The sequence below is a fragment of the Aerosakkonema funiforme FACHB-1375 genome, from assembly GCF_014696265.1.
GTDB lineage: Bacteria > Cyanobacteriota > Cyanobacteriia > Cyanobacteriales > Aerosakkonemataceae > Aerosakkonema > Aerosakkonema funiforme_A.
The window spans coordinates 1-26,184 of record NZ_JACJPW010000095.1; the positions used below are offsets into that span (position 1 = coordinate 1).

31 protein-coding genes are annotated in these 26,184 nt (G+C 45.8%); 9 read left to right on the forward strand and 22 right to left on the reverse strand.

The annotated features are described in order from the left end of the window. Positions 1-115 precede the first annotated feature (115 nt). The 6 genes from H6G03_RS27880 (at position 116) to H6G03_RS27900 (ending at position 7,913) form a co-directional block, all read left to right on the forward strand. Complete coding sequence (locus H6G03_RS27880) at positions 116-502, forward strand: hypothetical protein (protein WP_190471882.1); 387 nt, start codon at positions 116-118, stop codon at positions 500-502. 364 nt (positions 503-866) lie between these two features. Then, positions 867-1,001 (forward strand): hypothetical protein, encoded by a 135-nt coding sequence (locus H6G03_RS39000; RefSeq protein ID WP_255512291.1) that lies wholly within the window; start codon positions 867-869, stop codon positions 999-1,001. 146 nt (positions 1,002-1,147) lie between these two features. Further along, positions 1,148-2,632, forward strand: a complete 1,485-nt coding sequence (locus H6G03_RS27885) for an IS1380 family transposase (RefSeq protein ID WP_190471888.1) — start codon at positions 1,148-1,150, stop codon at positions 2,630-2,632. 373 nt (positions 2,633-3,005) lie between these two features. After that, positions 3,006-5,549, forward strand: a complete 2,544-nt coding sequence (locus H6G03_RS27890) for a Mu transposase C-terminal domain-containing protein (RefSeq protein WP_190471891.1) — start codon at positions 3,006-3,008, stop codon at positions 5,547-5,549. Then, positions 5,549-6,733 (forward strand): ATP-binding protein, encoded by a 1,185-nt coding sequence (locus H6G03_RS27895; RefSeq protein WP_190471894.1) that lies wholly within the window; start codon positions 5,549-5,551, stop codon positions 6,731-6,733. The genes H6G03_RS27890 and H6G03_RS27895 overlap by 1 nt, the downstream gene beginning before the upstream one ends. Next, entirely contained in the window at positions 6,723-7,913 is a 1,191-nt protein-coding gene (locus H6G03_RS27900; RefSeq protein WP_190471899.1) for a TniQ family protein, read from the forward strand. The genes H6G03_RS27895 and H6G03_RS27900 overlap by 11 nt, the downstream gene beginning before the upstream one ends. Positions 7,914-8,167: 254 nt before the next feature. On the opposite strand, the gene iscB is transcribed toward H6G03_RS27900, so the two are convergent. From iscB to H6G03_RS27920, 4 genes are all read right to left on the reverse strand, one after another. Continuing rightward, on the reverse strand, positions 8,168-9,442 hold the full coding sequence (gene iscB / locus H6G03_RS27905; protein WP_190471902.1) for an RNA-guided endonuclease IscB: 1,275 nt from the start codon (positions 9,440-9,442) through the stop codon (positions 8,168-8,170). A 191-nt stretch (positions 9,443-9,633) separates the two neighbouring features. Next, positions 9,634-10,665, reverse strand: a complete 1,032-nt coding sequence (locus tag H6G03_RS27910; protein ID WP_190471905.1) for an RpnC/YadD family protein — start codon at positions 10,663-10,665, stop codon at positions 9,634-9,636. A gap of 100 nt (positions 10,666-10,765) precedes the next feature. Continuing rightward, positions 10,766-11,896, reverse strand: a complete 1,131-nt coding sequence (locus H6G03_RS27915) for a relaxase/mobilization nuclease domain-containing protein (protein ID WP_190471909.1) — start codon at positions 11,894-11,896, stop codon at positions 10,766-10,768. Next, a complete protein-coding gene (locus H6G03_RS27920; protein WP_190471912.1) occupies positions 11,877-12,242 on the reverse strand; it encodes a plasmid mobilization protein in 366 nt (121 codons plus the stop codon). The genes H6G03_RS27915 and H6G03_RS27920 overlap by 20 nt, the downstream gene beginning before the upstream one ends. A 522-nt stretch (positions 12,243-12,764) precedes the next feature. On the opposite strand from H6G03_RS27920, the gene H6G03_RS27925 reads away from it, so the two are divergent. Both H6G03_RS27925 and H6G03_RS27930 read left to right on the forward strand, forming a co-directional pair. After that, on the forward strand, positions 12,765-13,058 hold the full coding sequence (locus H6G03_RS27925; RefSeq protein WP_190471914.1) for a hypothetical protein: 294 nt from the start codon (positions 12,765-12,767) through the stop codon (positions 13,056-13,058). Between the two features lie 1,802 nt (positions 13,059-14,860). Further along, a complete protein-coding gene (locus tag H6G03_RS27930) occupies positions 14,861-15,274 on the forward strand; it encodes a hypothetical protein (protein WP_190471917.1) in 414 nt (137 codons plus the stop codon). Here H6G03_RS27930 and H6G03_RS27935 read toward each other — a convergent pair. The 18 genes from H6G03_RS27935 to H6G03_RS28020 form a co-directional block, all read right to left on the reverse strand. Further along, positions 15,267-16,502 (reverse strand): GIY-YIG nuclease family protein, encoded by a 1,236-nt coding sequence (locus H6G03_RS27935; RefSeq protein ID WP_242060483.1) that lies wholly within the window; start codon positions 16,500-16,502, stop codon positions 15,267-15,269. The genes H6G03_RS27930 and H6G03_RS27935 overlap by 8 nt on opposite strands. Before the next feature lie 191 nt (positions 16,503-16,693). Then, positions 16,694-17,419 carry a hypothetical protein gene (locus H6G03_RS27940; protein WP_190471920.1) on the reverse strand — a complete coding sequence of 242 codons (726 nt, stop codon included), beginning with the start codon at positions 17,417-17,419 and terminating at the stop codon, positions 16,694-16,696. Next, positions 17,416-18,348, reverse strand: coding sequence for a M23 family metallopeptidase (locus H6G03_RS27945; RefSeq protein ID WP_190471923.1), 933 nt, complete (start codon positions 18,346-18,348; stop codon positions 17,416-17,418). Before H6G03_RS27945 ends, H6G03_RS27940 begins: the two co-directional genes overlap by 4 nt. A gap of 61 nt (positions 18,349-18,409) precedes the next feature. Then, complete coding sequence (locus H6G03_RS27950) at positions 18,410-18,976, reverse strand: hypothetical protein (RefSeq protein ID WP_190471927.1); 567 nt, start codon at positions 18,974-18,976, stop codon at positions 18,410-18,412. A 294-nt stretch (positions 18,977-19,270) separates the two neighbouring features. Further along, positions 19,271-20,719: an ATP-binding protein gene (locus tag H6G03_RS27955; RefSeq protein ID WP_190471929.1), complete on the reverse strand. Its 1,449-nt coding sequence runs from the start codon at positions 20,717-20,719 to the stop codon at positions 19,271-19,273. After that, positions 20,719-21,459: a hypothetical protein gene (locus H6G03_RS27960; RefSeq protein ID WP_190471932.1), complete on the reverse strand. Its 741-nt coding sequence runs from the start codon at positions 21,457-21,459 to the stop codon at positions 20,719-20,721. The genes H6G03_RS27955 and H6G03_RS27960 overlap by 1 nt, the downstream gene beginning before the upstream one ends. Next, positions 21,449-21,742 carry a hypothetical protein gene (locus tag H6G03_RS27965; RefSeq protein WP_190471935.1) on the reverse strand — a complete coding sequence of 98 codons (294 nt, stop codon included), beginning with the start codon at positions 21,740-21,742 and terminating at the stop codon, positions 21,449-21,451. Before H6G03_RS27965 ends, H6G03_RS27960 begins: the two co-directional genes overlap by 11 nt. A gap of 2 nt (positions 21,743-21,744) precedes the next feature. Beyond that, positions 21,745-22,005 (reverse strand): hypothetical protein, encoded by a 261-nt coding sequence (locus tag H6G03_RS27970; RefSeq protein WP_190471938.1) that lies wholly within the window; start codon positions 22,003-22,005, stop codon positions 21,745-21,747. Continuing rightward, the gene (locus tag H6G03_RS27975; RefSeq protein WP_190471940.1) at positions 22,005-23,060 is read right to left on the reverse strand and encodes a ParM/StbA family protein; all 1,056 of its coding nucleotides are present in this window, start codon (positions 23,058-23,060) and stop codon (positions 22,005-22,007) included. The genes H6G03_RS27970 and H6G03_RS27975 overlap by 1 nt, the downstream gene beginning before the upstream one ends. A gap of 205 nt (positions 23,061-23,265) precedes the next feature. Next, a complete protein-coding gene (locus H6G03_RS27980) occupies positions 23,266-23,526 on the reverse strand; it encodes a hypothetical protein (protein ID WP_190471942.1) in 261 nt (86 codons plus the stop codon). Positions 23,527-23,585: 59 nt separating this feature from the next. After that, positions 23,586-23,855 (reverse strand): hypothetical protein, encoded by a 270-nt coding sequence (locus H6G03_RS27985; RefSeq protein ID WP_190471944.1) that lies wholly within the window; start codon positions 23,853-23,855, stop codon positions 23,586-23,588. Then, a complete protein-coding gene (locus tag H6G03_RS27990; protein WP_190471947.1) occupies positions 23,852-24,088 on the reverse strand; it encodes a hypothetical protein in 237 nt (78 codons plus the stop codon). Before H6G03_RS27990 ends, H6G03_RS27985 begins: the two co-directional genes overlap by 4 nt. A 35-nt stretch (positions 24,089-24,123) precedes the next feature. Beyond that, positions 24,124-24,387 (reverse strand): hypothetical protein, encoded by a 264-nt coding sequence (locus tag H6G03_RS27995; RefSeq protein WP_190471950.1) that lies wholly within the window; start codon positions 24,385-24,387, stop codon positions 24,124-24,126. Further along, on the reverse strand, positions 24,388-24,600 hold the full coding sequence (locus H6G03_RS28000; RefSeq protein ID WP_190471955.1) for a hypothetical protein: 213 nt from the start codon (positions 24,598-24,600) through the stop codon (positions 24,388-24,390). It lies immediately after the preceding gene. Beyond that, on the reverse strand, positions 24,597-24,854 hold the full coding sequence (locus H6G03_RS28005) for a hypothetical protein (RefSeq protein ID WP_190471957.1): 258 nt from the start codon (positions 24,852-24,854) through the stop codon (positions 24,597-24,599). The genes H6G03_RS28000 and H6G03_RS28005 overlap by 4 nt, the downstream gene beginning before the upstream one ends. Continuing rightward, positions 24,847-25,089 carry a hypothetical protein gene (locus tag H6G03_RS28010; RefSeq protein WP_190471960.1) on the reverse strand — a complete coding sequence of 81 codons (243 nt, stop codon included), beginning with the start codon at positions 25,087-25,089 and terminating at the stop codon, positions 24,847-24,849. The genes H6G03_RS28005 and H6G03_RS28010 overlap by 8 nt, the downstream gene beginning before the upstream one ends. Beyond that, the gene (locus H6G03_RS28015; RefSeq protein WP_190471963.1) at positions 25,089-25,424 is read right to left on the reverse strand and encodes a hypothetical protein; all 336 of its coding nucleotides are present in this window, start codon (positions 25,422-25,424) and stop codon (positions 25,089-25,091) included. Before H6G03_RS28015 ends, H6G03_RS28010 begins: the two co-directional genes overlap by 1 nt. Continuing rightward, positions 25,417-25,641: a hypothetical protein gene (locus H6G03_RS28020; RefSeq protein WP_190471966.1), complete on the reverse strand. Its 225-nt coding sequence runs from the start codon at positions 25,639-25,641 to the stop codon at positions 25,417-25,419. Before H6G03_RS28020 ends, H6G03_RS28015 begins: the two co-directional genes overlap by 8 nt. Positions 25,642-25,889: 248 nt before the next feature. On the opposite strand from H6G03_RS28020, the gene H6G03_RS28025 reads away from it, so the two are divergent. Next, positions 25,890-26,135, forward strand: a complete 246-nt coding sequence (locus H6G03_RS28025; RefSeq protein ID WP_190471970.1) for a hypothetical protein — start codon at positions 25,890-25,892, stop codon at positions 26,133-26,135. The last annotated feature ends 49 nt before the right edge of the window (positions 26,136-26,184 follow it).

Genomic DNA, 26,184 nt, shown 5'->3' on the forward strand with positions numbered 1-26,184 from the left:
CCTTAATTAGCAAGCACTTCAGGCTTTCCTGATTTTAGTCATTTCCGATTAACTTTACAAAACTTTACGTCTTGTCCTATTTTGCACGTATCTCGGCTTTACCCCGTTACTAGATATGGATTATGAGCCAAGCCAGCTACCTTACGTTGATGCAGTTGAACTTGTTGACTTAAAGGGTCTTCAACCTAATGGGGTTGGCGGGTACATGAGAATAGCCAAGGATGCTCCATACGTTCGTGTCAAAGGAGAAACTGCACAACAAATTGCACGTTTATGGCGGCAACTCCCGCCCGACGAACAAATGCGCTGCCACATTCCGCCGTTCGGGTTACGCTTCTACATGGGGAATAAACTGCTAGTACAAGGATCTGTTTGTTGGCAGTGCAATAATATTTATGTTGAGGAGAATGGTGAAGACTTGGTATACGAATTTGATGCACAACATCCACATTCTCAACAACTCCTTGCTTTACTACAACTTTTAGCAGAGCGATCGTTTTAAGCAATCTAGCAAACATCTAGTCGGCTAAAAAAGATTTTTTGTATAATTTATAACATAGTTTCATTTGTGCGTACAATTGACATGGCTTGCTCCTGAAAAGCGACTAAAATGAGTAGGTGCGGATGTGCAGAAAATCCCTCCAAAAGCGAGAATTATTCGCAATTAAGTTTAAAAATTTGGCTCGAAAGTAGGAATAAAAAGGAAATAATAGGGATAAGTAGGAAATAATAGGAAAAAGTAGGTAAAAAATGCACAAAATTACCTACTTTTTTTAGGTGCTTTTTTCGGCTTCGCGTCGGTGCAAGCAGTCAGTTGGCACTGTTGCCACTTCACCGATAAAATGGCACTAAGCTGGAAGGATAAAATGGCACGCTCTGGGAGCGGAGAATGCCCGCATTTCTCACAAAATTTGCGATCGCCAACCGCCAAAGCCTTACTGGATAATAGTTTCAGCGTGCAAATACCCAGTTTCCACATCCAACAGTGTGTGAATCGGTAGCAATTCAAAATTATCAGGAATTAGAGGGGGAGGAAATCAAAGATTAACCGTGAATTTTTGATAATAATTAAATAATTTAATCATCAATTATTAGGCGAATAAATCTGCTATAATTGAGGAGTGAAAAATCAAATATTCCTCAGCTTATGACTCCCAATTCTCAAGAAAAAGCCTGTAAGCAATTCAATTTAGGAAAAGTTAAAGGCAAAGAAATCATCGCTAATTTTTCGGGAGGAAGAATTACTTCAAATGCCGGGATTATCTTAATAGCAGAATTAGACAAAAAGTTGAAAATTAGCCAGCGATTTTCCAAATGTTTTCAAGATTATAGAAATTCATCTTATATAGATTATTCGGTTGAGCAATTAGTCACTCAAAGAATTTATGGACTCGTATTAGGTTATGAAGATGTCAATGACCACGACAAATTACGTGATGATGCAGCTTTAGCCATAGCCCTAGAAAAACTTGACAAATTAGACTCAAATCAAAGAAGTTTGGCTGGAAAAAGTACAATTAATCGACTAGAGTATTGTCCCGAAACTATTCTCAATCAAGAAAATAGCCGTTATCATCGGATTGAACATGACCCGAAGAAGATCGAAAACCTGTTTGTTGACATCTTTTTACAGTCTTATCAAAAGCCTCCTTCTCATATTATTTTAGATATGGATGTCACAGACGATCGAGTACATGGCAATCAAGAGGGAGCTTTTTTCAATACTTATTATCAAGGAGTTTGTTACGCTCCATTATATATTTTTTGTGGGCATCATTTATTAGTAGCTAAGCTCCGTCCTTCTAATGTAGATCCGGCAGAAGGAGCATTAGAAGAATTACAAAGAGTGATTGGATTAATCAGAAAAGAATGGCCAACTACTCAGATTCTAGTGCGCGGCGATAGTGCTTATGCGCGAGAAGAAATCTTTAATTTCTGCGAAGAACAAGATGGCGTTGAATATGCGATAGCTATGGCAACTAATCGCCAATTAAAGTTAAGAGCTAACCAGACAATTGAGAAAGCTAAAAATGAATATTCTAGAAAACTTGAACCGATTGTTGAATTGATGGAAAGCCTTTTTGAGAAAAATGAAGATTTAGAAGTAGTCAGAACGTTAGTTCCTAGTTCAACTTGGTATCGTTCTTTATGTTATCAAACAGAAAAATCATGGAGTCGTCTTAGAAGAGTTGTGACGAAAGTTTGTTATGGGAGTGAAGGCTTAAAAATTCGTCATGTTGTTACTTCTTTACCTGCGGCCAAAATTACTCCATCAGAGCTTTATACAGATAAATATTGTCCGAGAGGAGAGATGGAAAATCGCCTGAAAGAACAACAATTAGATTTATTCGCTGACCGCACTTCAACTCAAACATTCCAAAGTAATCAATTAAGACTTTGGTTCTCATCAATAGCTTATGTTTTAATGCAAGCTTTTCGTCATCGTTGTTTATCTAAAACTTCTTTTTCTCAAGCAACCGTCGGCACAATTCGTCTGAATTTCCTGAAGTTGGGAGCGAGAATTACTGTGAGTGCTAGACGAATTTTAATGGCGATTACCAGTGCTTGCCCCTGTCAAGATATTTTGTCTATTGCTTACTTTAGAATTCAAGGAATTCAGGATACTGGTTGATTTTTTGACGGTAACTTGCTCAACTAAATAGCTCGTCAATGACTGACTATATATGCAGTCTATTTTCTGATGAGTAGTTTTTTGAATTAAGCTGATTTTACTGACGATTTAGTAACTGTTTGGTGATTTTAGATTACATTTTTCTCTAGCGACTGTTTCCATATCTCTTGTTTTTCAAAAAGTTCAACTTTTCATCCCCAAATTAGCTTTTCAAATCAGTTTGTGAGAAATGCGGGAATGCTGATTCCTTCGTTACCTTAACCCAGTGATTACAAAACAGCTAGAAACATAAAATGGCACAAAGTTGCCAAAACCGTGGTTGAATAGAGATATCCCAATCCCAGTTCGCCAGCAATAGGGAGAATCAGCCCCGATGCTGAGCTACGACCAGTTTGTTCAGTGGTGTCAAAACTTGGCGCTAACTGAACAGACAATCCAACAAATTGCTCACATCCGCAACTCGCCACCATCGCGGCGAGTCCACAGCCGTGCGGGAAACGTCAGCGGTCGCTACCCCAGCCGCAAAATGGGGTTAACCATCCAATTCGAGAGCCACCGCAACGAGCTAGCAGCCATCTATGAAATGGAATATGACTCATCAGTTCTCGAATACTACGACCAACCCCCGCCCTTCAAACTGCTTTACGAAGCCAAAAACGGTCGTCAAATCGGAGTCTTACATACCCCAGATTTCTTCGTCATCCGCATCCACACTTGTGGTTGGGAAGAATGGAAAACAGCAGAAGAATTAGAACGATTAGGGACACAAATGCCAAATCGCTATCAGAAACAACCAGACGGTAGCTGGCGATGTCCCCCAGGTGAAACACACGCCCAAAATTTCGGACTGTATTATCGCGTCCGTTCGGGAGCCGAAATTAACTGGAACCTACAACGCAATCTCTTATTCTTAGAAGACTACTTTCGCACAGACTCATATCCTCAAAACGAACAAACCACCCAAAAAATAACAGCACTAATATCAGCAATACCTGGCATAACATTAGCAGAACTTTTCAACCAAGGTATCAAACCAGATGACATATACGCACTAATCGCTAGCGAAAAAGTTTACGCCGATTTACAAATTGCCCCCTTAGCTTCTCAACCCGAAAGAATACAAATTTTCCCTGACATCCTCACCAGTAAAAATTTTCAACGCCACGAGAGAAAAACCCAATTAATCCAAACAGAAGAATTGCCCCTGCCCAAAGCATCTCTAACAGTCAACAATCATCTCAACGACATCCTAACTAGCGCTAGTGAGAAAGATTGTACAGAAGCAAATCGGCGCTATCAGATTATCGCCCCCTACTTACAAGGTTCAGCCCCCAGCTTTGAATCAGTACCAAAGCGAACATTTTATCGCTGGGTTAACCAATGGCGAAAAGCAGAAACCTTATATGGTTCAGGCTACATGGGTTTATTACCAAAAAGCCATCTCCGAGGAAACCGCCGAACTAAACTACCCCCAGCCACCGTGAACTTACTAGAAGAATTCATTGCTAATGATTACGAAACCCTCAAACAAAAAGGTAAACTAGCATCTTATAGCAGCTTCCAAAAAGCTTGTTCAGAACAAGGAATTTTAGCACCCAGCTATAAAACATTTGCCCTCGCCACACAATTGCGCCCACAACAAGAACAAATTACCAAACGCCAGGGACATCGCGCTGCATACAAGCACGAAACCTTCCACTGGGAATTAGAACTAACCACTCCCAGACATGGAGACAGACCCTTTGAAATTTGCCACATTGACCACACAGAACTAGATATTGAACTAATCAGTTCTCGTACATCTGTAAACCTCGGTCGCCCTTGGGCTACCTTTTTAACCGACGCTTATTCCCGCCGAATTTTAGCCATCTACCTCACCTTTGACCCACCCAGCTATCGCAGTTGCATGATGGTAATGCGTGAATGCGTTCGCCGTCATTCTCGCTTACCGCAGTCAGTAGTAGTAGATGGTGCAAAAGAATTCATGAGCGTATACTTTGAAAGACTCCTTGCAGCTTATGAATGCACCAAAAAAACCCGTCCTGCTGCTAAACCCAGGTTTGGTTCCGTCTGCGAACGGCTGTTCGGAACTGCCAACACTATGTTCATTCATAACCTTCAAGGAAACACTCAAATCACTCGTCAAAACCGCCAAGTTACGAAAGCAGTTAATCCTCGAAACCAAGCAGTTTGGACGCTCGGTAGTTTGTATCAAAACCTGTGCGATTGGGCTTATGAATTTTATGATAATAAAGAGCATCCTGCTTTAGGAAAAAGCCCGCGCATCGCTTATGAAGAAGGGTTAATCCTTTCAGGAAATCGCCCCCAAAAATTAATCTCTTACGACGAAACCTTCCGCATTCTTACCCTACCCACCACTACCAAAGGAACAGCCAAAGTTATCCCAAATCAAGGCGTAAAGATAAATCATATTTACTATTGGCACAATAGTTTCCGCAGTCGGACAGTCGAAAAAACCCAAGTACCTGTACGTTATGACCCCTTTGATGCCTCCTGTGCTTACGCTTATGTCAAGGGACAGTGGGTAAGCTGTATTTCGCAGCATTACAGCAGTTTTCACGGTCGTTCAGAAAGAGAAATTATAGCTGCTTCGGAGGAACTACGAAAACAGTACAAAAATCACTCCCAAAATTTTAGTATTAATGCCAAAGCGCTGGCAGAATTTTTAGCAAGTACACAAGCAACTGAAGCTGTCCTGTTGCAGCGCTTGCGGGATGCAGAAGCTAAAGATGTTTTATCAACTATGGAAACTTCTTTGCACAATCTAACCCCAGAAAGAGTACCCATTCCTACTCAATTACACAATGCCATCCCATTCAAAGCAGAAATAGATTATTCGGCAACTCCAGATACATCTAGTGATTCAGAAATTCAACCTTACGATGAGTTTTGGTAATGACAACTCTACCCCGGTTTCCTCGTGAACTTTTACAAGCATCCAAATCAGAAAGACTAGCTTACTTCTCTGATTGTACAGTTGTACATCGCCGATTAAAAGAAGCTTATGATAATTTTGTAGAAGCGATAACTAATCCCGGAGGCGCAGCATTAGTCTTTTTATTTGGGCCGACAGGTGTGGGAAAAACCACGCTCCTGTATCAGGTAATGAAAGTCCTAATAGAGCAGAATTTATTAGCAATGGCACTAGACCCTGGTTTCATTCCCGTCGCTACTGTAGAAGCCCACTCTCCAGAATTGGGGAATTTTGATTGGAAAGATTACTACAAGAGCGTCTTAGTAGCGCTGGCTGACCCATTTGTTGAATACAAATTGAAAACTAGAAGCAGCCGAACTTATGGCAGTGGAAAAGAACAACATTTAGCCAAATCAAAAGCCAACCTATCCTCAATTAGAGAAGACGTAGAATACACGATGAGTCAGCGCCAGTTAATCGCTTTTCTAGTTGATGAAGCACAGCGATTTACTAAAATGGCGAGCGGGCGACGACTGCAAGACCAAATGGATGCTATTGTGTCAATGGCTGGTATGACAAATACTCTACATGGATTGTTTGGCACTTATGAACTATTGGAATTTCGGAATCTGAGCGCTCAATTGAGCCGACGCAGCATCGATATCCACTTTCAGCGTTACCAGGTTGAATATGCGGAAGATATTATAGATTTCAAACGGGTACTCAAGAGCTTTGCTTGTCAGATGCCTTTGCCAGAAGAACCTGATTTGGAGTTGCATTGGGAATATTTTTATGAACGTAGTATCGGATGTGTAGGTATTGTTAAGGATTGGCTGACTCAAGCTTTAAGAAAAGCCTTAGATGCGGAAGCTTCTACTCTTACTCTCGTTCATCTCAAACCTTATGCTCCCTCTGTATCTAAATGTATGCAAATGATTACTGAGGCTATCGAAGGTGAGAAGGCTTTGATTGAGGATGAAACAGAATTAATTAAGCTGCGCCAAAAGTTAGGATTGACCGCAATCTCTTCACCGATAGCTAAAGAAGCATCTCCAGATAATATGGCTAATTCTGCTCAAACTTCTAAGACTTCTCGAAAGAAGAGAAACCCTGGCGAGCGCAATCCCCATCGGGATGTTATTGGAGGGACTCAAAATGTCAGTTAATAGATTCACTCTCCATCAGCGTAGAAAAACTTTTCTACCAGACATTCCTGAACGTAGCTGCCTTTATCCTCTTGCACCTTGGGGCGTAGGGACTTCTGATGTGGAAAGTTTAACTAGCTATGTCGCGAGATTGGCAGCTATTCATCAAGTACCAACTGGGATTTTGCTTGGAAAGTATGTCACTCCGATAATTAGCCAATTTACTGACAAAGATGTGCCAAGGATATCTCATTCTTTTTGGAGAGCTTTTGGCACAGATACAGGTGCTTGGAATGGTTTGGGTGTGATGGCTTTTAATTGTTCTGTCGCTGTCTGTTCACTAACAAAACAACATCATCTTCATTTGTTGACTCTGTTAAGTTGTCATCAAGTTTTATCTCACCGAGGATTACTCCGTCCTTATAAGGCTTGGTGTCCAGCTTGTTATGAGGAATGGGAAAAGTTAGGGATTGTTCTTCACGAACCTTTGCTTTGGTCGCTGAAATTAGTCACAGTTTGTGTGCGTCATCAACAACGACTGCAACATCAATGTCCTTATTGTTATCGGTCATTGTATTGGTTGGAGTGGAATTCACGTCCTGGCTTCTGTTCGAGATGCCACCAGTGGTTGGGAAAAACAGAATGCTCAAGGGAAATGTTAGACAAAGAGGAGGAAGTCTGGCAAGCTTTTGTGGTGAAGAATCTGGCCCAATTGTTAGTGGCAGCCCCAACTTTTGCGTCTCCTCCACCGAGAGAGAATATTGCCCGTGGGATGAAGTTGTGTATTGATGCTGTGACTGGGGGAAATGCGAAAGCTTTTGCTGACAAGTTATATTATTCGGCTTCTGTGCCGGGGGAGTGGCGAAGGGGGAATGCTCTGCCACAATTGGATTTGCTCTTTAGGCTTTGTTACTGTCTACAGGTGCCGTTACTTAAGTTCTTGACTGGGGAAGTGGTTCTTGATGAACCTGTGAGTTTAATACCGCTACCGGAACATCAATCGATGCGGAAAAAGTACCGACCTTTTGATTTTGCACGAGTTCAAGGTTTGTTGGAAGCGGCGCTGCAACAGAGTCCACCCAAAACGATGCGGCAGGTGGCTTTGGAAATCGGATACGATCCTGGGGATTTGTCTAAATATTTTCCTGATTTGTGTCGTGCTATTTCTGTGCGTTACAAGCGTCGTAAGCTGGAAGCATAAAATGGCACTCCTCTATTTGAAGGATAAAATGGCACAGCGTGCCATTTTATCCTTCAAGTGACAACTGTTGTAGTAAATTGTGTGTCAAGTGAGTGACATAACTCAATGGAAAATTTTCCATTGGGGCTTGCACGCTCGTCGAGGATACCCAACCCAAAATTCACTCACCTAAAACCTCCGGGAAGTGTGGAAGCCCCCGCGTTTTTACCGGGGGATGAAACACGACACGAGCGAATTTATTCGCTGTGCATTTGTCACCAAGAATAAGCATATCCATCCTTTCGGTGAATTGCTTGACAGTATTTATGGCTAATTCCTTGTACTCGACCATCTTTAGTAGCAATATCAAAACTACCAGATGCTCGACAAAGAACGCGCCCAATATAAGTGCCAATTTTCTTGCCACTTGTAACAACGGCTTTGACAATATCGCCTGTTTGAAACCCCTGATGAATTTGAGTTCTAGACCGATGACGAATTGGGAAACCGTATTTATCCGTGCCGCACATCTGACGAGTTCCATGCCCCATAGCTTTGATTAATAGCGGTTGTATCGTTTTAACATCTAATTGTTCGACATTACCCACACAAGCTGCATCCAGCCAGTGCGTTTTAGGTAGCTCTAACCGACATCGGTTAAACTTGGTTTTACCTCCGCTGGCTACCTTAACAGGTAAGCCAGTTTGTTTGAGTCTATTAAACAAAGCCCATCGGGTTGAATTGACTGCTGCGGCATCTTTTAACGGACGTTTAGCTTGAGCCAACACTCTTTTTAAGACATCCGGCTTCTTTTTCAAGAAAGCCTCAATATCCTGAGTTCCTTTCTTAATATTGCAAGGTTCACAAGCTAGGCATAGATTAGAAATTCGGTTTGTACCTCCTTTAGCTTTGGGGTGAATGTGTTCAATTTGTAAAAGTACATTTTCCTTACCACAGTAAGCGCATTTTCGCGACCACTTAGCTAATAAATATTCCCGAACTTCGTAACCAAATAACGTTCCTTGCTGGTACTCAATACCTGATATTTCTGGGTTTTCGATATGCTGTAAGTCAAATCGCACAAGTTCTTGGGAAATCCCTTCTATGGGGGTATATCGACGCAATCGATTTACCCAAGTCAGGATTGTTTCAACTCGATGCTGAAGACTGGGGGCTAGCCATCCATCAGGACGATTACGGTTAAGAAAACGAGGCTGGCGGTATCTGGTTTTACGGTTACGACGCCCTCTTCTTAATGCTCTACGTGACTCAAGAGCATCCTTAATTTGCTGTCCGCGATGGATAATTTCTGCACCAAAAACCACTTTTTCTCCTTGGAGTAAGGCAATTCCAGTTACTTTTGACCCTGGATCTAGTTTCAGTTGCATTGGTATCGGTTTATCATCAACAGCTTTATTCAAAACTATTGTAAAGGGAAACCGTCGAAATACTTTTGCTTTTCCTGATTTGAGTAAACTTCTAGCCACTCCAGGGGTACAGGGGTTGAGTGGTTTACGGTTGGTATCTATAACTAGAACAAAGTTAGACATTGTTGTGTCTCTCCTGATTTCTCGTAACGTTAGCTTCGCCAATGTTCAGAGTCGGTACGCATCCAAAACGCACTTCCTTAACCCCAACCGAGATGTTTAACGTTTTGGTTCTAGGGCTTGAGTCTAGCTACGCAACTCAAGGTAGGAACTTTAACTCTTGCTCTGAACGTAGTCATGATTACTAAGGCTGGTCAGCTATCTGAATCGGAGGCATGAAGCCCCCGTGCTTCAGCCGGGGGTGCTGACTCGGTTGCGGGTTGATAAATCTGACGCAACTCTTCCACGGAACTCACCGTTCTCAGTCCCGCTTGAACTGCTCTCAACTGCTCTATATCTATTAGAAGGGAAATTTCTGGCAACAAGTTTAATCCCTCGCTGCCAAATTTCAACTCTAACCCCAGTTCAATGCTTTCTAGGAGTATCTGTCTCAGAAGCTGCTGGCTTTGCTCAATCCCCTGCTGAATACCCTTTTGAATTCCGATTCGCTCAACGCTCGTGATGTATGGCATACGCCTTTCCTCTTCTAATTGAATCACTTCCTGCCAAAACAGTTGCTCTAATTCTTGTGGGAGGCTCATTACCCAGTCTATAAACTGGAATAAATTAATGACATCTTCCTGTTCAAACCGGAGTTCGTACAACCGTCTGGTTAGAGACAGTTTCCATTCTTTACGCTGATTTCTATTTTCGCGGGTTTCAATCGCTTTCAAGTGGGCCATTACTACGGTAGCAAAGGGGTTGCGGCTTTCTTCTAACGCCGACCACTGTTGTCGGTAGTCTAGCAACTTCACTACCGGAAACCTGAATCCGATTGAACATCCAAATAATTCATAGCCAAATTGATTGGGTCGCCAGTTTTTTCGCTCGTCACCCAGCACGGCTAGAGAAGCTACCGATCTCTTGTAGCGATCGTAGATGCGATAATGATAACTGAACATCCTTTCGGCAAAGTCGGATTCTTCCTGGCTTTGGACTTCTATATGAATTAAAACCCAAGCTAGAGAACCACTTTTAAGATAAATCTTTACCAGTTTATCGGCCAGTCGCCGTCCCAGTTCCGCATCCCGCACCACCTGTTGCAGTTCCTTGTCCAGAAACTCCGGGGTGCTAGTCCAATCAATTTGTTCGTGAGCTTGTGGGAAAAAGAATAATATAAATTCCTCAAAATATCGTTGTAGGATATCTTTCCAAGGGGAATCGAATTCAGTCTGGGGATTGGTCATGCACCTTGCTGAGTAGTAGGAAGTTTAGCTCTGGGTATTTTATGCAGTTGACACCCGTTAAATTATAGTGCCACGCATGATGCCTTCATTTCTCTAAAACTCAAAGTGACAACTCAAACCCACGTTGTGACTGCTTTCGTTCCAGTTCCAATTGCTCTCTTTCTCGTGTTTCAATTAGCAACTGCTGCCATCGTTGAAAGAACTGCACGTCTTGAACGGTAAGCCTATTGCGCTCAACCGCTGACCAGCCATCATCCTTACACATCGCTCTCATTAATTGCTGATTGTCGCTATTCCTCACCAGCACCAATTCATCCTCATCCCAACCAGCCGTATACTGCTTACCTTGATATCCGTTTTCACCAATATGATGCAGGTAATTATTAACAATTCGCGCCACAATTCTAGTACGTTGCCGCTGTACCTCTTCGACATCTGCTGGTTGACGATTGCTAGCTCTTTGAATAGCCCTATCTTGTTCTCTACTATAACTGATACCTTTATATTTCTGAAGCCCTGGAAAAGTATACTCCCTACCCAAATGAGTACCGCTAATTGCAATGCCATCTAACTGATAGGAAATCCCTTTATTTTTTCCAGTGCGCGTGTAACCAACCCTAACATCAATTCCTTCATCTTTTAGTCGGTTAATCAATTGCGGCATCGCAGGACAATTTGTAGCCGCTTCATCGATATAATCTTGCAACTTCTCCCGCACGCTTTCTTCCCCAGTGCGCTGTAGTCGTCGCCATTCTCCAGTAGTGGGACTCCTACGCCCTTTCTCCCAACTGGGCTGCACTGCTTCTAACTGATAATCTCGTTCTAGCTGACGAATCAGTTGTTCCGAACGCCTGTAGTCCCAACCGTCATGCACGCATTCCCCAGTTAACTTGATTCTACTGGCAACAATATGGATGTGGTCGTGAGTGCGATCGGCATGACGAACGACAATATACTGATTATCATCGAAGCCCATACCGTTGAGATAGTCAAGGGCTATCTCTCTCCACTTGTCATTATCCAACTTTTCGCGGGCTGGCACTGACAAAGAAGCATGGTAAACCACCCGTTCCACTCTGGGATTTAATGCCCTGGAAAAGCGAAATTCGGCAGCTAATTCGCGGGGGTTTTCACCAACCATGTTACCGTCAATCAGTTCTGCCCCTTCTTTATCGAACAGGTAGTTCAATACTCCCCGAAAACCCCTGCCCTTAACTTGCTTCCCAATCATCCGCATCCTCCAAGTCTGCCACTACATCAATTTCGACCAGTTCGCGTCTGACTTTTTTGAGTAGAGTTTCTAAGTTCTCCAGCAGTTCGGGATTGGCAGGTGGGGTTTGGCCCAGCTTTATTGCCGCGTTAGCGGCTTTGGTTAGTTGGTTTAAGTTTACGCCGATTTTGGCTAATTCCCGGTAAGTGTCGGCAGCGATGTGCGTTACTTTGCGAGGTAGTCGTCGCTTGAGGGTGCTAGCCCGAAACAATTCGCTTAAAGAAAGTCCTGCTGAGACTGCTTTTACTTCGGCTAATTCTCGCTCTTTCTGTGTCAGCCGAATGATAACTGTCTTAGAACGTTGCATCACAATTCAAAACTACCCCCTTTTGAATGCGTGAATTTTAAATGCGTGAATTTTAAATTTTTACTGTGCTGGGGGTGTCCAGAGGGGTACTCCCTTCTGGCAAGCCTGCCGCCGCGACCATCGTCAAATTAGTGCAAAATGTATAAACGGCGGCATGGCTTGCTCCCCACCGCGATCGTAACGCAGCGGTGGGTGTTACAAGCGTAATCGGCTTGCAGGGCGATTTGAGCTAATATGCGTATTTTATCAGGAAGAGTGCCATTTTTTTGCCATTTTTTGTGCCAACGTGGGGAAAAAGTGGAGACTGAGGATAAAAAAGTGGCGTTTTTCTATCTGGAGAACGAGGGCTAAAACTGGGTTGTAGTACGTACAATTAGTCAAAAAACGCCACTTTTTTGGTAAGTGTCCCCAAAATCGTGTCAAAAGTAGGTAAATTGTGGGTATTTTTGCACTAAGCAAATATACTCAAAAAATTAGTTTTTGAAACTGAGAAATTTTTTTGTCGAGTTTTAGATTTTCCAAATGACTGAGCGCGACTTAATCGAACTGTCTTTTCGCTATCGGACTAAACCGGGTAGTAAAGATGCTCCCCTGTTTCGCTATCTCAAAAAGTTAAAACCAACCCAACGAAAGCAGATGATTCTAAAAGCACTGCGGGCTTGCTACCTGATTGAAGCGGTGAAGGCGGATGAGGAATTAGATAAGGTGGACAAGCGGAAACTGGTGCGGCATTTGGAAAAAGTTTATTTTGACGAAACGCTGGTTGTTAATGGTGAAGGGGTGGAAGCATACCTGAACGTCTCGGTTAGGGATTGAGGAAAGGGGGGAATTTGTCACATCCTGAAGAACTGCGCGAGCTTGCAGACTGCTGTTACCTTTTCAACTGGAGGAAAGCAATTTGCCCAAGGCTCGGCCAGAAATTATCAAGGAAGTCTTTAACGTACCTGACGGCTCCAAAAACTTCAAAATTAATGAGTTTGGGGTCAATTCAATGTGCCATTTTTTGCAGTTTCATGCAGTTTCATGCAGTTTTGTGCAATTCTATGAGTAAATCGCTTCTTCTTCATTCAGTAAACTGTTGCACTCTTTTGCATGAAACTGCATGAAACTGCACGAATTTGCATGAAATGGCATTAGAAAAGCAGTTAGCTCTCATGGCTGAGAATGATGCTTCATCTTTAGTAGCAAGCAATGGTATTGTCCGTACAAATTCGCCTTGAAGATTTGACCTCTTACCTCGATCCAGAATCAAGAGTACCATTCGGTTGCAGCTTGCCAGCACTCGTTATTGACTTAATATTCCTTTACCGCTCGGTTTGAGTGCAGTTATCCACTACATAGCCTCTCAAAAATTCTAGAAAAACTTTAAACTTACTCACTCGAACGAAAACCCTAAAAATAACGAATTTCGGGTCAGCCTGACTTGTGGCTGCATGAGGACTGGTGGGGATAAGTGTGGTTTGATGTGGTTAATTGTGGCAACCCGTTCATCCCAAAGTAGCAATGCCAGCACCTAAGAACACGAAAAGCCACATCCAGCCACACCCAGCCACATAAAACCACAACAATGACAGTCAAAGGAATCGACTAAAAAAGACGCTTCGTTGGTAGTAGCAAGCAATGGTATTGTGATCACAAAATGACTTTTTAGTATTCAGATAATAATCGATGCTCTCCCTCCTTGTGCGGAAACCCAACCGCACAAGGAGGGATAAAGACAGCTTAAGCTTTTTATTAGATTTAATTACAACTTGTAGCTATTAATGCTACAAAATTAACAAAATATTAAGCGCTGGCTTGGTATTATGTTTCCGAGTTATGACTTTTTTAAGTATTTATTCCTGTAAGGAAATAGCAGGAAACCCCAGGTTTATCAAGGTTTTTCAAGGATTTTTTGGCGAAAAGCGTGCGTTTTTTGCCTTGGTTTTCCTTATCTCCGATATCTCTCGTTTTTATTCGCTCGGCTCAAGTCAGATTTTAGGTATTATTGCTCATAAGAAAGGCTGGGGAAATTCGGGGGAATATTAGGGTAAAGTAAGTACGAATACTTATTTTATTTCCTGGTAATTTTCCCCACTTTTTCCCCTGTGAAATCTTGGTCTTCTGGGGAGCAAGCAGTGGCGGTATGTACATCTCTTCCTTCGTAAAATAATCAGTCGCCGTCACAGCTTGTTGGGGGGATACCCCCAAACCCCCAAGCCAAATATGCGAACTTACATAGTGTTTGGAATAGCTTGACAAGAGTAGTTTACTGGTAGTCAAGTTCGAGCGGGTGTTGAGGCTATCCTTTATTCGATCTGCGAGAAAATAATCTGGTTATAACTTTTAAAGAAAAATTGCGCTCGATGTGCTATATCAAATAAAGGGTATGACCGAATGTAGCTTATATATTGGACTTTGAAAACGGCACGGGAGCGAGTAGAGGAAGTTGACCCCGATAATACGGAAAGCTGGAAGGCGATCGCAACGACGCTGTACATCGCAGCGCAGAGAAGATTCAACTTATAAATCCACAGCGCGAAACAAACGCCCCTAGCGCGATGTCACATTGGGCTTGTGAATATGGACGTGCCAGGGGTATTCTTTCTGTTGAGAGCTTGATAAATTAAAGAGCAGCCATGTATTTTCCACCGAAAAGATTAGCAGACACTACGAATATTTGCGGTGCCAACATCAAAGGCACTCGCGAGGATTTGTCAGCGTTAATAGAACAATTTGAATCTAAGGGATTTCAGATAAAATCATCGGACTTTTACTTTAATAAACTGTTTGATGCCGAGGAATCTGACTGGAATGTCGAGGTCAATTTTTTTCTCCAAAATGAAGGTGACGAGCGTGCAGAGCTTTCAGCCTCAACCTCAAAAACAAAATCGGTTTGTTTCTCTATTATCGAAGGTCTGCGCGAGGATTTATCGATGTTGGTGGAGCAGTTAGAGGTTAAAGGTTTTAGCATAGAAAAATCAGAATTTTATCCCTCATATTCGCAGTTGGACAACCGAATGATTTGGCGAATATACGTTCGATTTATGTGATAAATTCGGTATTTATAAGCCTACTGTTTTGGGGATTTTCGGTTTTGATGCACTTTTGAACCTTGCGTACTGTATTGACTGCAACCCCTGCCTGTTCCGCCGAAGATCGCAATGACAATCCTTGCGACAAAGCTTGAATGACTTTTTGGGATGAAGGCTTTGCTAAAAACTCAAGAGCCGATTCGCCAACGGGAGGTCGCCCAACGTGCTGCCCCCAGTTTTTAGCACGCTCCATACCCGTTTTTATTGCTTGCGAGCGTCTATTAGCAAGCTCTCGTTCTGCAATCAAATTTTCGGTTTGACTGGGTTCACCAGCCAGGATGCCTACCTCAATTTTTGATAAACTTTTTGGCTCCATCCGCCGTAAATCGCGCAGTACGGTCTTGGCTTCCTTGTCGGGAAAGGCAAAATATTCAGTTAAATCCCCGATTTTTGTTTGAAAGAACGAATAGCGATGTTTGAAATATTTTTCGACGTTCCCACGATGCGGCCATTCGCCCAAGACTTTGACTGAAAAAGATTGAAAATGCGAGCGTAAATCTCGTTCAATCTCAACTAATCTTTCAGAGAGATTGCGCTGCGTAACGCCGATTTTGTAAATGGTTGTTTCGCCAGTATCGACTTGCAGGTAGTAAAGAGTATTAGCTAGTATTTTGCGAAATTCAGCCCGATAAATTTGCAAGTCTCGCAACTGCTGATTGAATAATGGAGAGTTTTCCAAATAAGCAGTTTGCGCGAGATTCTCCAACTGCTGTAACTTCTCCAGCAGCATTGGCTCTTGAACTTGGTTGAACAGCAGCAAAGATAATGCGCCAACTGGTATCTTGCCCAGCTTTGTAAACTGATATTCGCCACCGTATCGATATGTATTGCGCTCTAGTAGTTTTTCTTTAATTAAGATTTTTGGAACAAGGCTTTCGTGAATACCTTTATCCTTGATTCTGTAGCGGTTCCAGAGGTCTTTAAGTTGCTGGAGTTCCTTGCCCGTCAGCCAGATATTGAAGTTGTCGTACAGGGGTAAGTAAGGAACAGAGCGACTATCGCGATCTACTTCCCGGCAAGTTTCGTTGGTATGCGCGAAGTGATGTTCTTTCCGGCGTCCCTTCTTCGCGGTCAGTTCGCCATCACAGTAGGGACACCTTAGCTGAGTCTTACCGCTTGGAACGTCTTCGATCGACACCAATGTTTTATCCGGAGAAACGCCGTACCTGAGCCACATTTTTGGCATCCTTTATTTGATACAGAGCATTCTTGGAAAGTTGGCGAACCGGGCTTGCTTTCACTGTATCAAAAAAAGGTAATCGCAAAATGCCCAAGCGTCATCGTTGCTTGGGTCGTGTATAGATTTGCGTCTAGATTGGGTAAAATCATTTCCCCTGGAACTGCTGCCACTTACCTATCAAAGCGGTAGCGCCCAAATCAAGAGCCTCGCTCAGAGCGATAAGAGGCGAGCGAGGGGAGGTAGGAGCGGACTTTGGCGGCAGCTTCTTGCATCGTGATTGCCCCATCGCGGTTGATGTCAAGCCCTCTGTTTTGGCGGTACTCAATACTGCCAGCACGCCACACCGCTCCACGTCCCCATCCAGTTCTACCTGTCAGCACAGCTGCGTAGGTATCTTCCAGGTTGTTTAGCTTTCCTTTGAATGGGCTGTAATACTTTTCCACCCACTTCAGTTGCTCCAGTCGGTTCATGCCGCAAAGTTCGTCAGTCGAGGTTCCGAGCGCTCTGGCTGTTGGTCGAATGAACTGAATTAGTCCTGTCGCGCCGATGAAATTTTGCTTACAAGGAGAGTATGTCCCGCCAGTCTCGAAGCCCATTACGGCCAGTATCCACTCCGGCTTAGTGCCGATTCGTTTGGCGATCGCTTCTACTTCTTTGATGAACTCCGGCTCCAACTTGCTGGGCAGGGTATAGCTGCCATATACGTTTTTGGTGCTGCCGGGAAGCCAGGAAGGAAGTTGCGATCGCAGTCCTTCCACTGCCTTACCCGGCAAACTGGTTGCCGATTTAGTCAATCCCTGGATACCTGCCCCTATATAATCCGGCACGGCGACTGCTGCCACGCACCCCATTAGCAGCAGCGTTACCCACAACGAATAATCAAGCGGATGTTCGATTTCTTGGAGCTTGCGGCGATCGCTCATTTTAGCCCCTCCAACGTCTTTCCAGTCAGGAATGCTTCAATGCCAAACCGACGCGGCGGAACTAAAACGCCATCGACCTTCTCTGCAAAGTGACCGTGTGGCCCAGTCGATGCGCCCGAATTGCCACTAGCTCCCCAAACTTCTCCGGCTGTGTAAGTACCTTGTTTGCTGCGACTTAGGTGTGCTACGGAGAGAGTGACATTACCAAGACTGGGCGCGGTATTGTACCCGACCAGCCCGCCCGAAGAGTTGGTTGCAGAGCATTTTACAGTCACCTTTTCGCCCCTTTTCCCCACTGCGTACAAAGGCGTACCGATGGGCATAGGGACATCTTGACCCCGGTGGAACTTGCTGCAAGTGGGACATGGTTTTTCTCTTAGTCCCCAAGGAGAGCCGGCAATTCTTCTCCCACCAGCGAATTTGTCTCCTCTTCCTGCTTTTTCGCCCCAGTGGCCAGAGAGCTTGAGAGAATCGCCGTTCTTATTCGAGTGAAGTGCGTTGCCGACTACGGGGATTTTGGATAATACCCCACCGACTGCGCCGCGAATAAAGTTGGTTGGGGCGCTGGCGATTTTTAAGCTTGGGTGGATGACGTTGATGTAAACCAGACAAGCGAAAATTAGCCAAAGCAGGGTTAAATTTGTGCGCTGCTGAACCTTGCTCCACTCCACAGAAAGCCACGCTTGTTCAAAGCTTTCGAGTCTGGTTTGGAGTTCGCGAATTGGTGCGGTTAACTTCTCCTCAAGTTCCCTTGCTGCCCGGTCTGCTGGATTGGAGTTGAGCCAGATTAGAGTCTGCTTAATCCGTTCTGCTTGTTCGTAATCGTCGAGTGAGGGGTCACCGTAGCGATCGACATATTCCTTAAATTCAGGCGTGCCAACTTGAGGGGGGTCTGTTCTGCCCTCCACTACAACTGTTTTGTGAGTCATATTCAGAATGCTTTAAACTTGTTCCCCCGGTCAGCGCCGGGGGTTTTCTTTGAGAGATTGGTTAGAAATTGGTGAAGCGGAAAGTTACGGAACCCTTGGTTTGTGTGGCGTCGAGCGCCCGGTTGCCATCAACTAAGTAGCGCCATTTGGTTTGTTCGTTGCAGGCTGGCTGACCTAAACGGGCTTGCACTTCGATTAATGACCTAAATTTTTTACCGCTGTCAATTTCCTGCTTGAGTTTGAGCGCCAGTCCTAGCGGTAAGTCCCTTGCGCTTTGGCTCTTGATCGAACCATTCTTACAAACTGCCAACCGAGCATCTGGCTTCCCGGTATCGCTGCGCGGTTGTGCGATCGACGCTCCAGATTTTTTCAGATTCTGTTGCACCTTAGATTTACCGCGCTCTAGAGCACTGCCTACTACCTTGTTAATCGGTTCGGGGTTTTCGCCTCTGTCAACACCTGCCTTACTCGCCGCTTTGATAGTGGTGCTGCCCAGACCGCTCCACCAGGCGATGATGGGGCGAATATCGAAAGCGCGATCGCTTCCACTCATTGCAGCACCCACAATTCCAATCAGCAACGAAAGCAGAACGAGTGACGCCACCAACTGGAACAATCGATTAATCATCGCCGTGGCCTCACTACCGGGCGTTTTGGTTGGGGTTTTGGTTGCGGGAACACAACTTCAAACACGCCACGCACAAAGCACCCACCCCGGCGAGCGCTTGCAAATACCTGCTGTTCTAGGGTATTGCCCCAAGCGTTGCACTGCCGCCCCTGGAGTCCGCCCCAAAATCCACCAATCCCTAAATAAGAACAGAAGAGGAGGAATATCGCGAACCACTTCCAGAAGCTCAGGAAGTCCCCTTCGCTTGCCTCGTCCCATAAGTTCTGGATGATGTTTTTATCTCTGCTCATGTCCCTATCCTTCGTGCGTCAATCGTTTGTACTCGTCTAGCGCTGTTCGGTAAGCTTTGCTGCCACCCTTTTTAGCTCCCCAGATGGCCAAGATAATTTGCTCTTGATTCAGTCCCGCTGCTTTCAGTTGGTTAATGCGGTTCAACTTGGCTTCGTCTGTTTCTAAGCCCAGTTCCGCTATAAAATTTGCGTCCCCCTCCTCAAGTTCAACTTGATTTTCGGCAGGTTCAGAATCGCTGTAATCCTTATCTGGTGAGAGGGTTCGGCTTTCGTTCAGAGTGGGTTCAGGGGTTCGGGATTCCGTTTGTTCGGGGTCGGATTGAACGCTTTCTGAACGCTGTTGCGGCATCACCGAACGATAATCGAAGCCTTTGGGAACCATCATCCAGGGCGCAATCTCGATATCGATTTTTTCCTGCGCTTCACCCGGCAGCTTCATCCTGCCCTTCCCGGTTGGCCGTTCTTCGCCAGTGGTCGGATCTGAAGAGGCGAACAGTTCGATTTCCAGCATGGAAGCATCTCTGGCACGGGCTAAGCCCTTACTTCCGCCGGATGCTGCGAGAGTTCGATCGTGGCTTATGAAGAGTACGAATACACTCACTTTGCGAATGTCTGACAGCGCGGCTTCGTAAAAGTCGTCGGAAGCTTCGCAGCGTTTGGCCATGTTGGTAAGTTCTTCTACCACGATCGTCACGGGCTGGAAGTTGCAGTTATCCTCGCCCTTCTGGTCGATTTCCTGATATCGGCTTTCGATCAGTTTGTGCGCCCACTTCATGCGCTCATCCACGGCTTTGTAGTTCATGCCCCCGCCATAGACAGGCAGGCCAATCCAGTTCATAGCGTCCCGGTGAACGTCCCAGACCTCGACGTAGTGACCTTTCGCTACTCGTTCGCGAACTAGAGCCTTGGCAAGCGTTGACTTGCCGCTACCCTGACCGCCGAAAATTTGGACTAACTTGTAGCCTCTGGCGCGAGTGAACCAGGCAGTATCAACCTGTTTTTCGCCTGGGGTGGGGGCAGAGTAATCGCGCTCTCCGGAGCCTCCCCAGGCTTCGGGGGTAACCTGAACCGGAATGGTAGAGCTAATTGGGACGGTATAGGCGATCTCCTCTCGCACAGGCGTCGGCGCAGTCCAAGCTGGCATCGCACCAACTTCTTGTAGAGTGCTGGCAGGCAGAGAGCCAGCAGTTTCGGTGGTGGATTTGGCTTCAAAAACTGCTCGATAAAGCTGCCAAGCCGCGAAACCTTGGGCGACGCCCAACCCAACCAGAAACCAATAGAAATCGGACTTTTGACCTATTGGGGTGGCCGTAACGGAAGTACCGTTCTGCTGCACGTCACACCAGGCGCGAGTGGGGAAAGTGGAAGCGTAGAGCATCAGAGGGCAACCGATACCTAAAGTTGCGATCGCCAGTCCCTTCGCTAGTGGTGAGGGTAGTTTAATGTTGAGCATTATTGCGCCTCCTCACCATCTGTTTGTTCGGTTTGCTCGGTTTGGGTTTGAGTTGGTTCTGCTGTTTTGGTTTTTGGCTCTGGGGAGGAGTTTCGGGCTGATTCAGCTGCATTTTCCCGCAGCGCGTTGTAGTCGGAAGCCGCTTGGTAACAGGAGTCGATCGCCCGATTCAACGAAAGTGTGGGGACGTTCGGCGTGAGGGGACTGCCCGTGTTGCTGACAGCTTCTGCAATGTCGAGCAGGGCTCCGCGTCGATCTCGGTAAGCTTTGATGGTTCGCCCGTCTGTACCCATCTGTCCCGATTTGGTCAACTGCTGAATTTCAGCAGCGAAACCCAGGTAGGCATTGTTGACTAGCCACTCGTATTCGGATTTCTTACCGTTGGTTTTTTGGCTTTCGCCTCGCGCTTTAAGAAGCCAAAGTTGCGCCCGTGCGATTTCTAGCTGTTCGTCGAATTCACCAAAGGCTTGCTTTAATTGGGTTCCGCATTTGGCCTGCACTTCGTTCCAGGCAGAATTTCGCAGAACTTGAGCGGATTCGGGTAGGTTGGGCTCTGCTGCTGGCGGTGCAATTGTTGCTTGTTTCAGAGTGATAGTTGTGGCTTCTCCCATCGAGGAAGGTTCGCCAAAGGTCATGCTGCCGATGGTTTTCAGAATTAGCCCCAAAGCGAACAGCGAAACGACTGCGCCGCCAGCTATGAAGATGGGTTTGAGCGAAAGTTTTTTGCGTTCAGTATCCATTGATTTCGTCCTCCAGTTCGTTGAGAACTACCAAAAGGTGCTGCTTGTGCGGTGATTCTGCGTAGCGTTGAGCGAGGCGGGTTTTGGCTTCTTCCAGTTCGTAGAATGTGTGGCGCTGCCGGATTCTTTTGGCCCTGGTTTCGGTCAGATAAGCAGAGATGAAAGCGCTCAAACTGGCCAGCAACCAAAAGAGGAAAACGTATTCAATCTGAAGCTCACAGAGGTAGGCGATTAGCGTGGTGATAAAGCCGCTGCCTAGTGCGGTGAGTAACAATCGAGTCATTGTTAGCCCTCCAAGAGTCCTGAAAGTGAAGCGGCTAGGTCGTCATCGGTCTGTGCAATCGCCACAGTCGATCTTTGGGACTGCACAGAAGGTATCTGTGCTGCTTGTGCGGGGTTCCCTTTGGTCAACAACTTCAATTGAGTGATGGCGTGATTAACAATTTCGCTTAGGTCGTCAGTCTCAATCTGCTGGCCAATTTCTATGAGGAAGGGCAGGTGAAAATCCTTAATCGATACCCGCTTGCTGGTGGTAGTGCCTGCCATTAACCAGCCCTCCGTTGCAGCTTAATTTGAGCGATTTTCACCAGTCCCCGGCAGTTCGCCCAGGCTCCATCGCTGGATACTGAAATACCTTGCTTGGCTAACAGCTGTGCGATCGCCGGAAGTTGAGAACCACCGCCGCAAGCAATCACGGCGTCGGAAGTCGCACGCCAAGGGGCAACGGCTTTGAGTGCTGGTGATAGTGCGCTTTGTACCCAGTGCGGTAACTCTGCATTGTAAATTTGGCGGAAGTTCCAGCCCGTTGTACCGTAGTTGAAACTTCCGTTTTCGATCGCACTGCGAATAATCTGGCGATCGCCCTCCCCGGTCAATTGACGGCGGGTTTCGAGGTTTTTGGCGATGGCTTCGGTCAGAATATCTACGCCCAGGCGCTTCACGTCGCGGCTGATTAATTTACCCTTTTGGCCAAACAGGGAACTGATGATAGTGCCATGTCCGATGTCAAGCAAGATTGTCTGTGCATTGGACTGCACAATGCCTGACATGATGGATTGGGCGATCGCTCCCGAACCTTCCTCAACAACAGAAAGCACTTTTATATCGACAGTTGAAACCTGCTTCCCATTGATGCGAATTGAGTGATTGCCCCGCAAAGACTCTCGCAATTCTGCCCCTAGTGCTTGGGCGTCTTGAATTGAAGCGACTAGGGCTAGATTCCAGTTAGCCCGGTAGGGCAGAGAACCCAACGCAGCTAGGAGTAATTGCAGTCCGAACTTGGTTTTCCCCCTGCGATCGTCTACTACACGCAGATGCCCCTCCGGATTGTTCAAGTAAGCGGGTACTCCCCCGAACCAGCGAGTGCCAAGGAGGTCAGAGCGCTCGCCACTAACGTACTCGATTAGACTTCCGGCGTCGCTTTCGGGAATTTCGTAGATTTCCTTGTGCAATGGCTGAACGTAGCTTGGAATGCGAACTTCCGCCGATTCTACAATCAGTTTGGCACTGCCGTACCCGCCGTCGAATCCTGTTGGTAAAGGTTGGTAAGTTGAGACGATAGGCGTCAGAAATTGGGTAGCGCCAATAGAGTCGCTGAACATGATTAAAATCCTTGAAAGCTTTGATTGACTTAAGACTGAAGTGGTTTTAATGGGGTCAAATTCCCACAAGAAGAGCTTGCCTACTAACGCCTAAATCTGGTTTTTCTTGGCGTTAGTTGGTAGCCACATTTAGATAATAAAAAACCACCCGGTTAAGGTGGTAGTAATTGGTTAACCAGTTAACCAAAGTCATAATCGGTATGAATTACCTTCCTTTCATCCATGAATTATGAATTCGGGTTAGCCGATACCGATGCTCGAAAGTGGGGCTGATTTGCCTGGAACCGAACCAAGCTTTTACCGTGTTGACGCTGGTGCTGGTCAATTGTGCAAGTTCTGCGTAAGTGACTCGCCAGTATGCGGTGAATTCATCAATGGTGATTAACTGACGATCGATTTCCTGGTTAACTTCGATCGCTTGTTCCATCATTTCGGGGCTAGGATATTTGGTGGCTATTCGTAGCATTGTGCAATCTCCTACAAATGGCGCAAGCCCCAGAGTTCATGGCTCTGGGGTTGAACTTTTTAGCGATCGATGACTTTGGATTCGATGTACTGGCCTAGTGCTATCCAGTTCACATCGCGCAGGTTGCGGGGGAACTCCCAGGCTTCGGTTTCTTCCCGAAAGCGATTGCAGAATCTTTTGGCAAAATTACCTAAGTTGCCCGACCCATCGTATAGGCGGTCTGTTTCGCGAAAGAAGTCCTGGTCGTTATCTTCCAAGTATGTTCCGATGAGGAATTCAAGCCAGTCTAAGATGTCTTTTGTCTGTTTGTTGTGGGTGGTAGTTGTCATGGTTGGTTTTTGTCCAGTTCGGGATTCAATTCGGATGCGAGCTTTTCAAATTTGCCTTTTAGCTTTGTTAGCCTCTTAAGTTCCGTTTTGTGCCTCGCGGTTAGTTCATTTGTGAGTTTCGTGATTTCCCGATAATCGGCTGCTGTTTTGTCTTTTTCAGGTTTGTCCTTGATTAGTTGTATTTGAGCCCTAATCTCCGACTCGCTCATTTGCTTGAGTGATTTTTCAGCCATTGGTTTCGTCTCCGTCGATTGCTCGTGAGAAATTACTAAGAAAACCTAACGTCGCGCCCTTTGTACCGCTCAACTAACCGATAATGGTTGGCTTTAAAATCTGCGATGAATCGCTCAACTTCTTTCGTTTGTTCTGGGGTTAGTTGGTTGTTCAGGTCTGGTAAATCGCAGTGCGAAGCTATCCGCCACATAGAATCTGAAATCAGCCTTTGGTTGCCGACGTGCCGTTCCTCAATTCGCGCAATGTGGTCTGCTACATAAAGAGCGGAATGTCCTTTAGTTGGGTCGAATTGCAGCATCTAAACCTCCACAGGCGGTAGTTTGAGCATCACTTGGTTGTCCCTCAGCCAACGCCGTACCTCGTCAGCTTTGGCTGGTGGAAGATATCGGTTTTGGTCGCGGGCTCTCAGCAGTCCTGCGGCGACTCCGATATCTCGGATAATCTGTATTTGTTGGGTAGGTGTGGCTCTTGGGTATGCCTTTACCTTTGCTCGGATGTAAGCGATGTTCATCGCCGTACCTCCGATATCGCAAACGCAAACTCTTTCGCTAGCTGCTGCTGTGCGGGTGTCCTGGCGTCCAATCCGAGCAGTTCATCCTGCAAAAGCATCCGGGCTAACAGCAGGGCTTGGGATGCGGTGCAAACTCCGGTTGCGAGGGTCGTTTTGTAGAAGGTTTCTTGGCGCTTGCACTGCTCTGGGGTGAGCCGGATTTCAGTTAGCGATCGAGGCTTCAGTTTGGCTTGTTCTGGGGTGAGTTTAAGCACTGGCTACCTCCACCGCTTTACCGCTGCCCCGTCCAACTTCGGAAAGCAGAATCCTTGTCAATCGGAGGTATTCATCGGGGGACTTGTAAGAAAGTTCCTCTAGCATCCGAGTCGAAAGAGGATAGCCTAAGTAGTCGTAATTGGCCTTTGAAAGGTTGGGGCAGTCTTCACGAATCGCGGTCAAAAGTAAGATGGCCAGGTCTTGTTTTTGACGATCGTTTAAATGAAGTTTCATTAGGCTACCCCCGGCAAGCACAACTGGCCAGCATTTGAGCAGGTATCCCAAGCTAATTGCGTTTGGGAAATTAGCTGTTTGATGCGTCCAAATTCTTCTTCTGTAAGCGAAGAGGAGTTATCCGAATAGTCTTTGAAGAACAGCGCCCCATCGCAAATTGCATCGAATCCTGGGAATTGGTAGCTGCCTCCGACGAACCAATCCCCTACGGTTTCCAGGTCGGGGGATTCACAGAAATCGTCGGCATGGCCGCAATAGAAAAAGCCATCTTGTAGCAGCGCTTCGGCTACAGTCCTGGCACGGCCTCTAAGCCAGCAGGGGAAATCGTCAGGCATCGCAACGCCCTCCATCGATAAACTGCTGGGCGTTTGCTATGGCTTGGGCTTTGGACTGCCAGCACTGTCCGATGGGACTGCTACATCTGAGGCGATGGGGCAAGACGATCGTCCTTGAGCAACCATCTTTCTGCTGGTTAACGAAAATCCAGAATCCTTCGTAGTGAGTTGAAAGCAAACTTCCCCAGTGTTGTACCGGGGATGTGATTGTTGGCATGATGGTAAAGCCTCCAATTCGTAATGGTTGGGGCCAGAGCCAGCACTGTCCGTGGAAAGAGGGTGCTGGCTTCTGACGTTTTAGGCTATTTATTTGACTACCTAAACGGCTAGAATAGCCGTGTCAACAGCATGGTAACAGAACATACGGGTATTCTCAACCAGAACAACCGTATGTTCACAATACTTCACATCCAAACGTTTTTGGATTGCAGAATATACCGCTATACTTGAGCAGAACACACGGCTATGTCAAAGGAAGGAAGAAAGAGAGTGAAAGGCATCCCGGTTTATTGGGATGAATTGAAATCAAAACGAACATTAACCTTAACAGACACGGCTTGGGAATGCTTAGGCCAAAAAGCCGAGCGGATAGGAGTTAGCAAGTCAGAGCTGATTGAAGCGTTATCAAGGGGAGTTATTCCTGCCTTAACGCTTGAGGATTTAGAAGTGCTGGGAAAGCGTTTGAGGAAATCATTGCCCAAAAGCTCCTAACACTTAAAAATGCGCGAACTGACTTGGAAAATGTTTTGGAATCGCTTGC

What these genes read in the sequence shown, in the direction of transcription:
- H6G03_RS27880 (WP_190471882.1), top strand. Translation starts at nt 116, where the DNA reads ATGGATTATGAGCCAAGCCAGCTACCTTACGTTGATGCAGTTGAACTT.
- H6G03_RS39000 (WP_255512291.1), top strand. Translation starts at nt 867, where the DNA reads ATGGCACGCTCTGGGAGCGGAGAATGCCCGCATTTCTCACAAAATTTG.
- H6G03_RS27885 (WP_190471888.1), top strand. Translation starts at nt 1,148, where the DNA reads ATGACTCCCAATTCTCAAGAAAAAGCCTGTAAGCAATTCAATTTAGGA.
- H6G03_RS27890 (WP_190471891.1), top strand. Translation starts at nt 3,006, where the DNA reads ATGCTGAGCTACGACCAGTTTGTTCAGTGGTGTCAAAACTTGGCGCTA.
- H6G03_RS27895 (WP_190471894.1), top strand. Translation starts at nt 5,549, where the DNA reads ATGACAACTCTACCCCGGTTTCCTCGTGAACTTTTACAAGCATCCAAA.
- H6G03_RS27900 (WP_190471899.1), top strand. Translation starts at nt 6,723, where the DNA reads ATGTCAGTTAATAGATTCACTCTCCATCAGCGTAGAAAAACTTTTCTA.
- iscB (WP_190471902.1), bottom strand. Translation starts at nt 9,442, where the DNA reads ATGTCTAACTTTGTTCTAGTTATAGATACCAACCGTAAACCACTCAAC.
- H6G03_RS27910 (WP_190471905.1), bottom strand. Translation starts at nt 10,665, where the DNA reads ATGACCAATCCCCAGACTGAATTCGATTCCCCTTGGAAAGATATCCTA.
- H6G03_RS27915 (WP_190471909.1), bottom strand. Translation starts at nt 11,896, where the DNA reads ATGATTGGGAAGCAAGTTAAGGGCAGGGGTTTTCGGGGAGTATTGAAC.
- H6G03_RS27920 (WP_190471912.1), bottom strand. Translation starts at nt 12,242, where the DNA reads ATGCAACGTTCTAAGACAGTTATCATTCGGCTGACACAGAAAGAGCGA.
- H6G03_RS27925 (WP_190471914.1), top strand. Translation starts at nt 12,765, where the DNA reads ATGACTGAGCGCGACTTAATCGAACTGTCTTTTCGCTATCGGACTAAA.
- H6G03_RS27930 (WP_190471917.1), top strand. Translation starts at nt 14,861, where the DNA reads ATGTATTTTCCACCGAAAAGATTAGCAGACACTACGAATATTTGCGGT.
- H6G03_RS27935 (WP_242060483.1), bottom strand. Translation starts at nt 16,502, where the DNA reads ATGCCAAAAATGTGGCTCAGGTACGGCGTTTCTCCGGATAAAACATTG.
- H6G03_RS27940 (WP_190471920.1), bottom strand. Translation starts at nt 17,419, where the DNA reads ATGAGCGATCGCCGCAAGCTCCAAGAAATCGAACATCCGCTTGATTAT.
- H6G03_RS27945 (WP_190471923.1), bottom strand. Translation starts at nt 18,348, where the DNA reads ATGACTCACAAAACAGTTGTAGTGGAGGGCAGAACAGACCCCCCTCAA.
- H6G03_RS27950 (WP_190471927.1), bottom strand. Translation starts at nt 18,976, where the DNA reads ATGATTAATCGATTGTTCCAGTTGGTGGCGTCACTCGTTCTGCTTTCG.
- H6G03_RS27955 (WP_190471929.1), bottom strand. Translation starts at nt 20,719, where the DNA reads ATGCTCAACATTAAACTACCCTCACCACTAGCGAAGGGACTGGCGATC.
- H6G03_RS27960 (WP_190471932.1), bottom strand. Translation starts at nt 21,459, where the DNA reads ATGGATACTGAACGCAAAAAACTTTCGCTCAAACCCATCTTCATAGCT.
- H6G03_RS27965 (WP_190471935.1), bottom strand. Translation starts at nt 21,742, where the DNA reads ATGACTCGATTGTTACTCACCGCACTAGGCAGCGGCTTTATCACCACG.
- H6G03_RS27970 (WP_190471938.1), bottom strand. Translation starts at nt 22,005, where the DNA reads ATGGCAGGCACTACCACCAGCAAGCGGGTATCGATTAAGGATTTTCAC.
- H6G03_RS27975 (WP_190471940.1), bottom strand. Translation starts at nt 23,060, where the DNA reads ATGTTCAGCGACTCTATTGGCGCTACCCAATTTCTGACGCCTATCGTC.
- H6G03_RS27980 (WP_190471942.1), bottom strand. Translation starts at nt 23,526, where the DNA reads ATGCTACGAATAGCCACCAAATATCCTAGCCCCGAAATGATGGAACAA.
- H6G03_RS27985 (WP_190471944.1), bottom strand. Translation starts at nt 23,855, where the DNA reads ATGACAACTACCACCCACAACAAACAGACAAAAGACATCTTAGACTGG.
- H6G03_RS27990 (WP_190471947.1), bottom strand. Translation starts at nt 24,088, where the DNA reads ATGGCTGAAAAATCACTCAAGCAAATGAGCGAGTCGGAGATTAGGGCT.
- H6G03_RS27995 (WP_190471950.1), bottom strand. Translation starts at nt 24,387, where the DNA reads ATGCTGCAATTCGACCCAACTAAAGGACATTCCGCTCTTTATGTAGCA.
- H6G03_RS28000 (WP_190471955.1), bottom strand. Translation starts at nt 24,600, where the DNA reads ATGAACATCGCTTACATCCGAGCAAAGGTAAAGGCATACCCAAGAGCC.
- H6G03_RS28010 (WP_190471960.1), bottom strand. Translation starts at nt 25,089, where the DNA reads ATGAAACTTCATTTAAACGATCGTCAAAAACAAGACCTGGCCATCTTA.
- H6G03_RS28015 (WP_190471963.1), bottom strand. Translation starts at nt 25,424, where the DNA reads ATGCCTGACGATTTCCCCTGCTGGCTTAGAGGCCGTGCCAGGACTGTA.
- H6G03_RS28020 (WP_190471966.1), bottom strand. Translation starts at nt 25,641, where the DNA reads ATGCCAACAATCACATCCCCGGTACAACACTGGGGAAGTTTGCTTTCA.
- H6G03_RS28025 (WP_190471970.1), top strand. Translation starts at nt 25,890, where the DNA reads ATGTCAAAGGAAGGAAGAAAGAGAGTGAAAGGCATCCCGGTTTATTGG.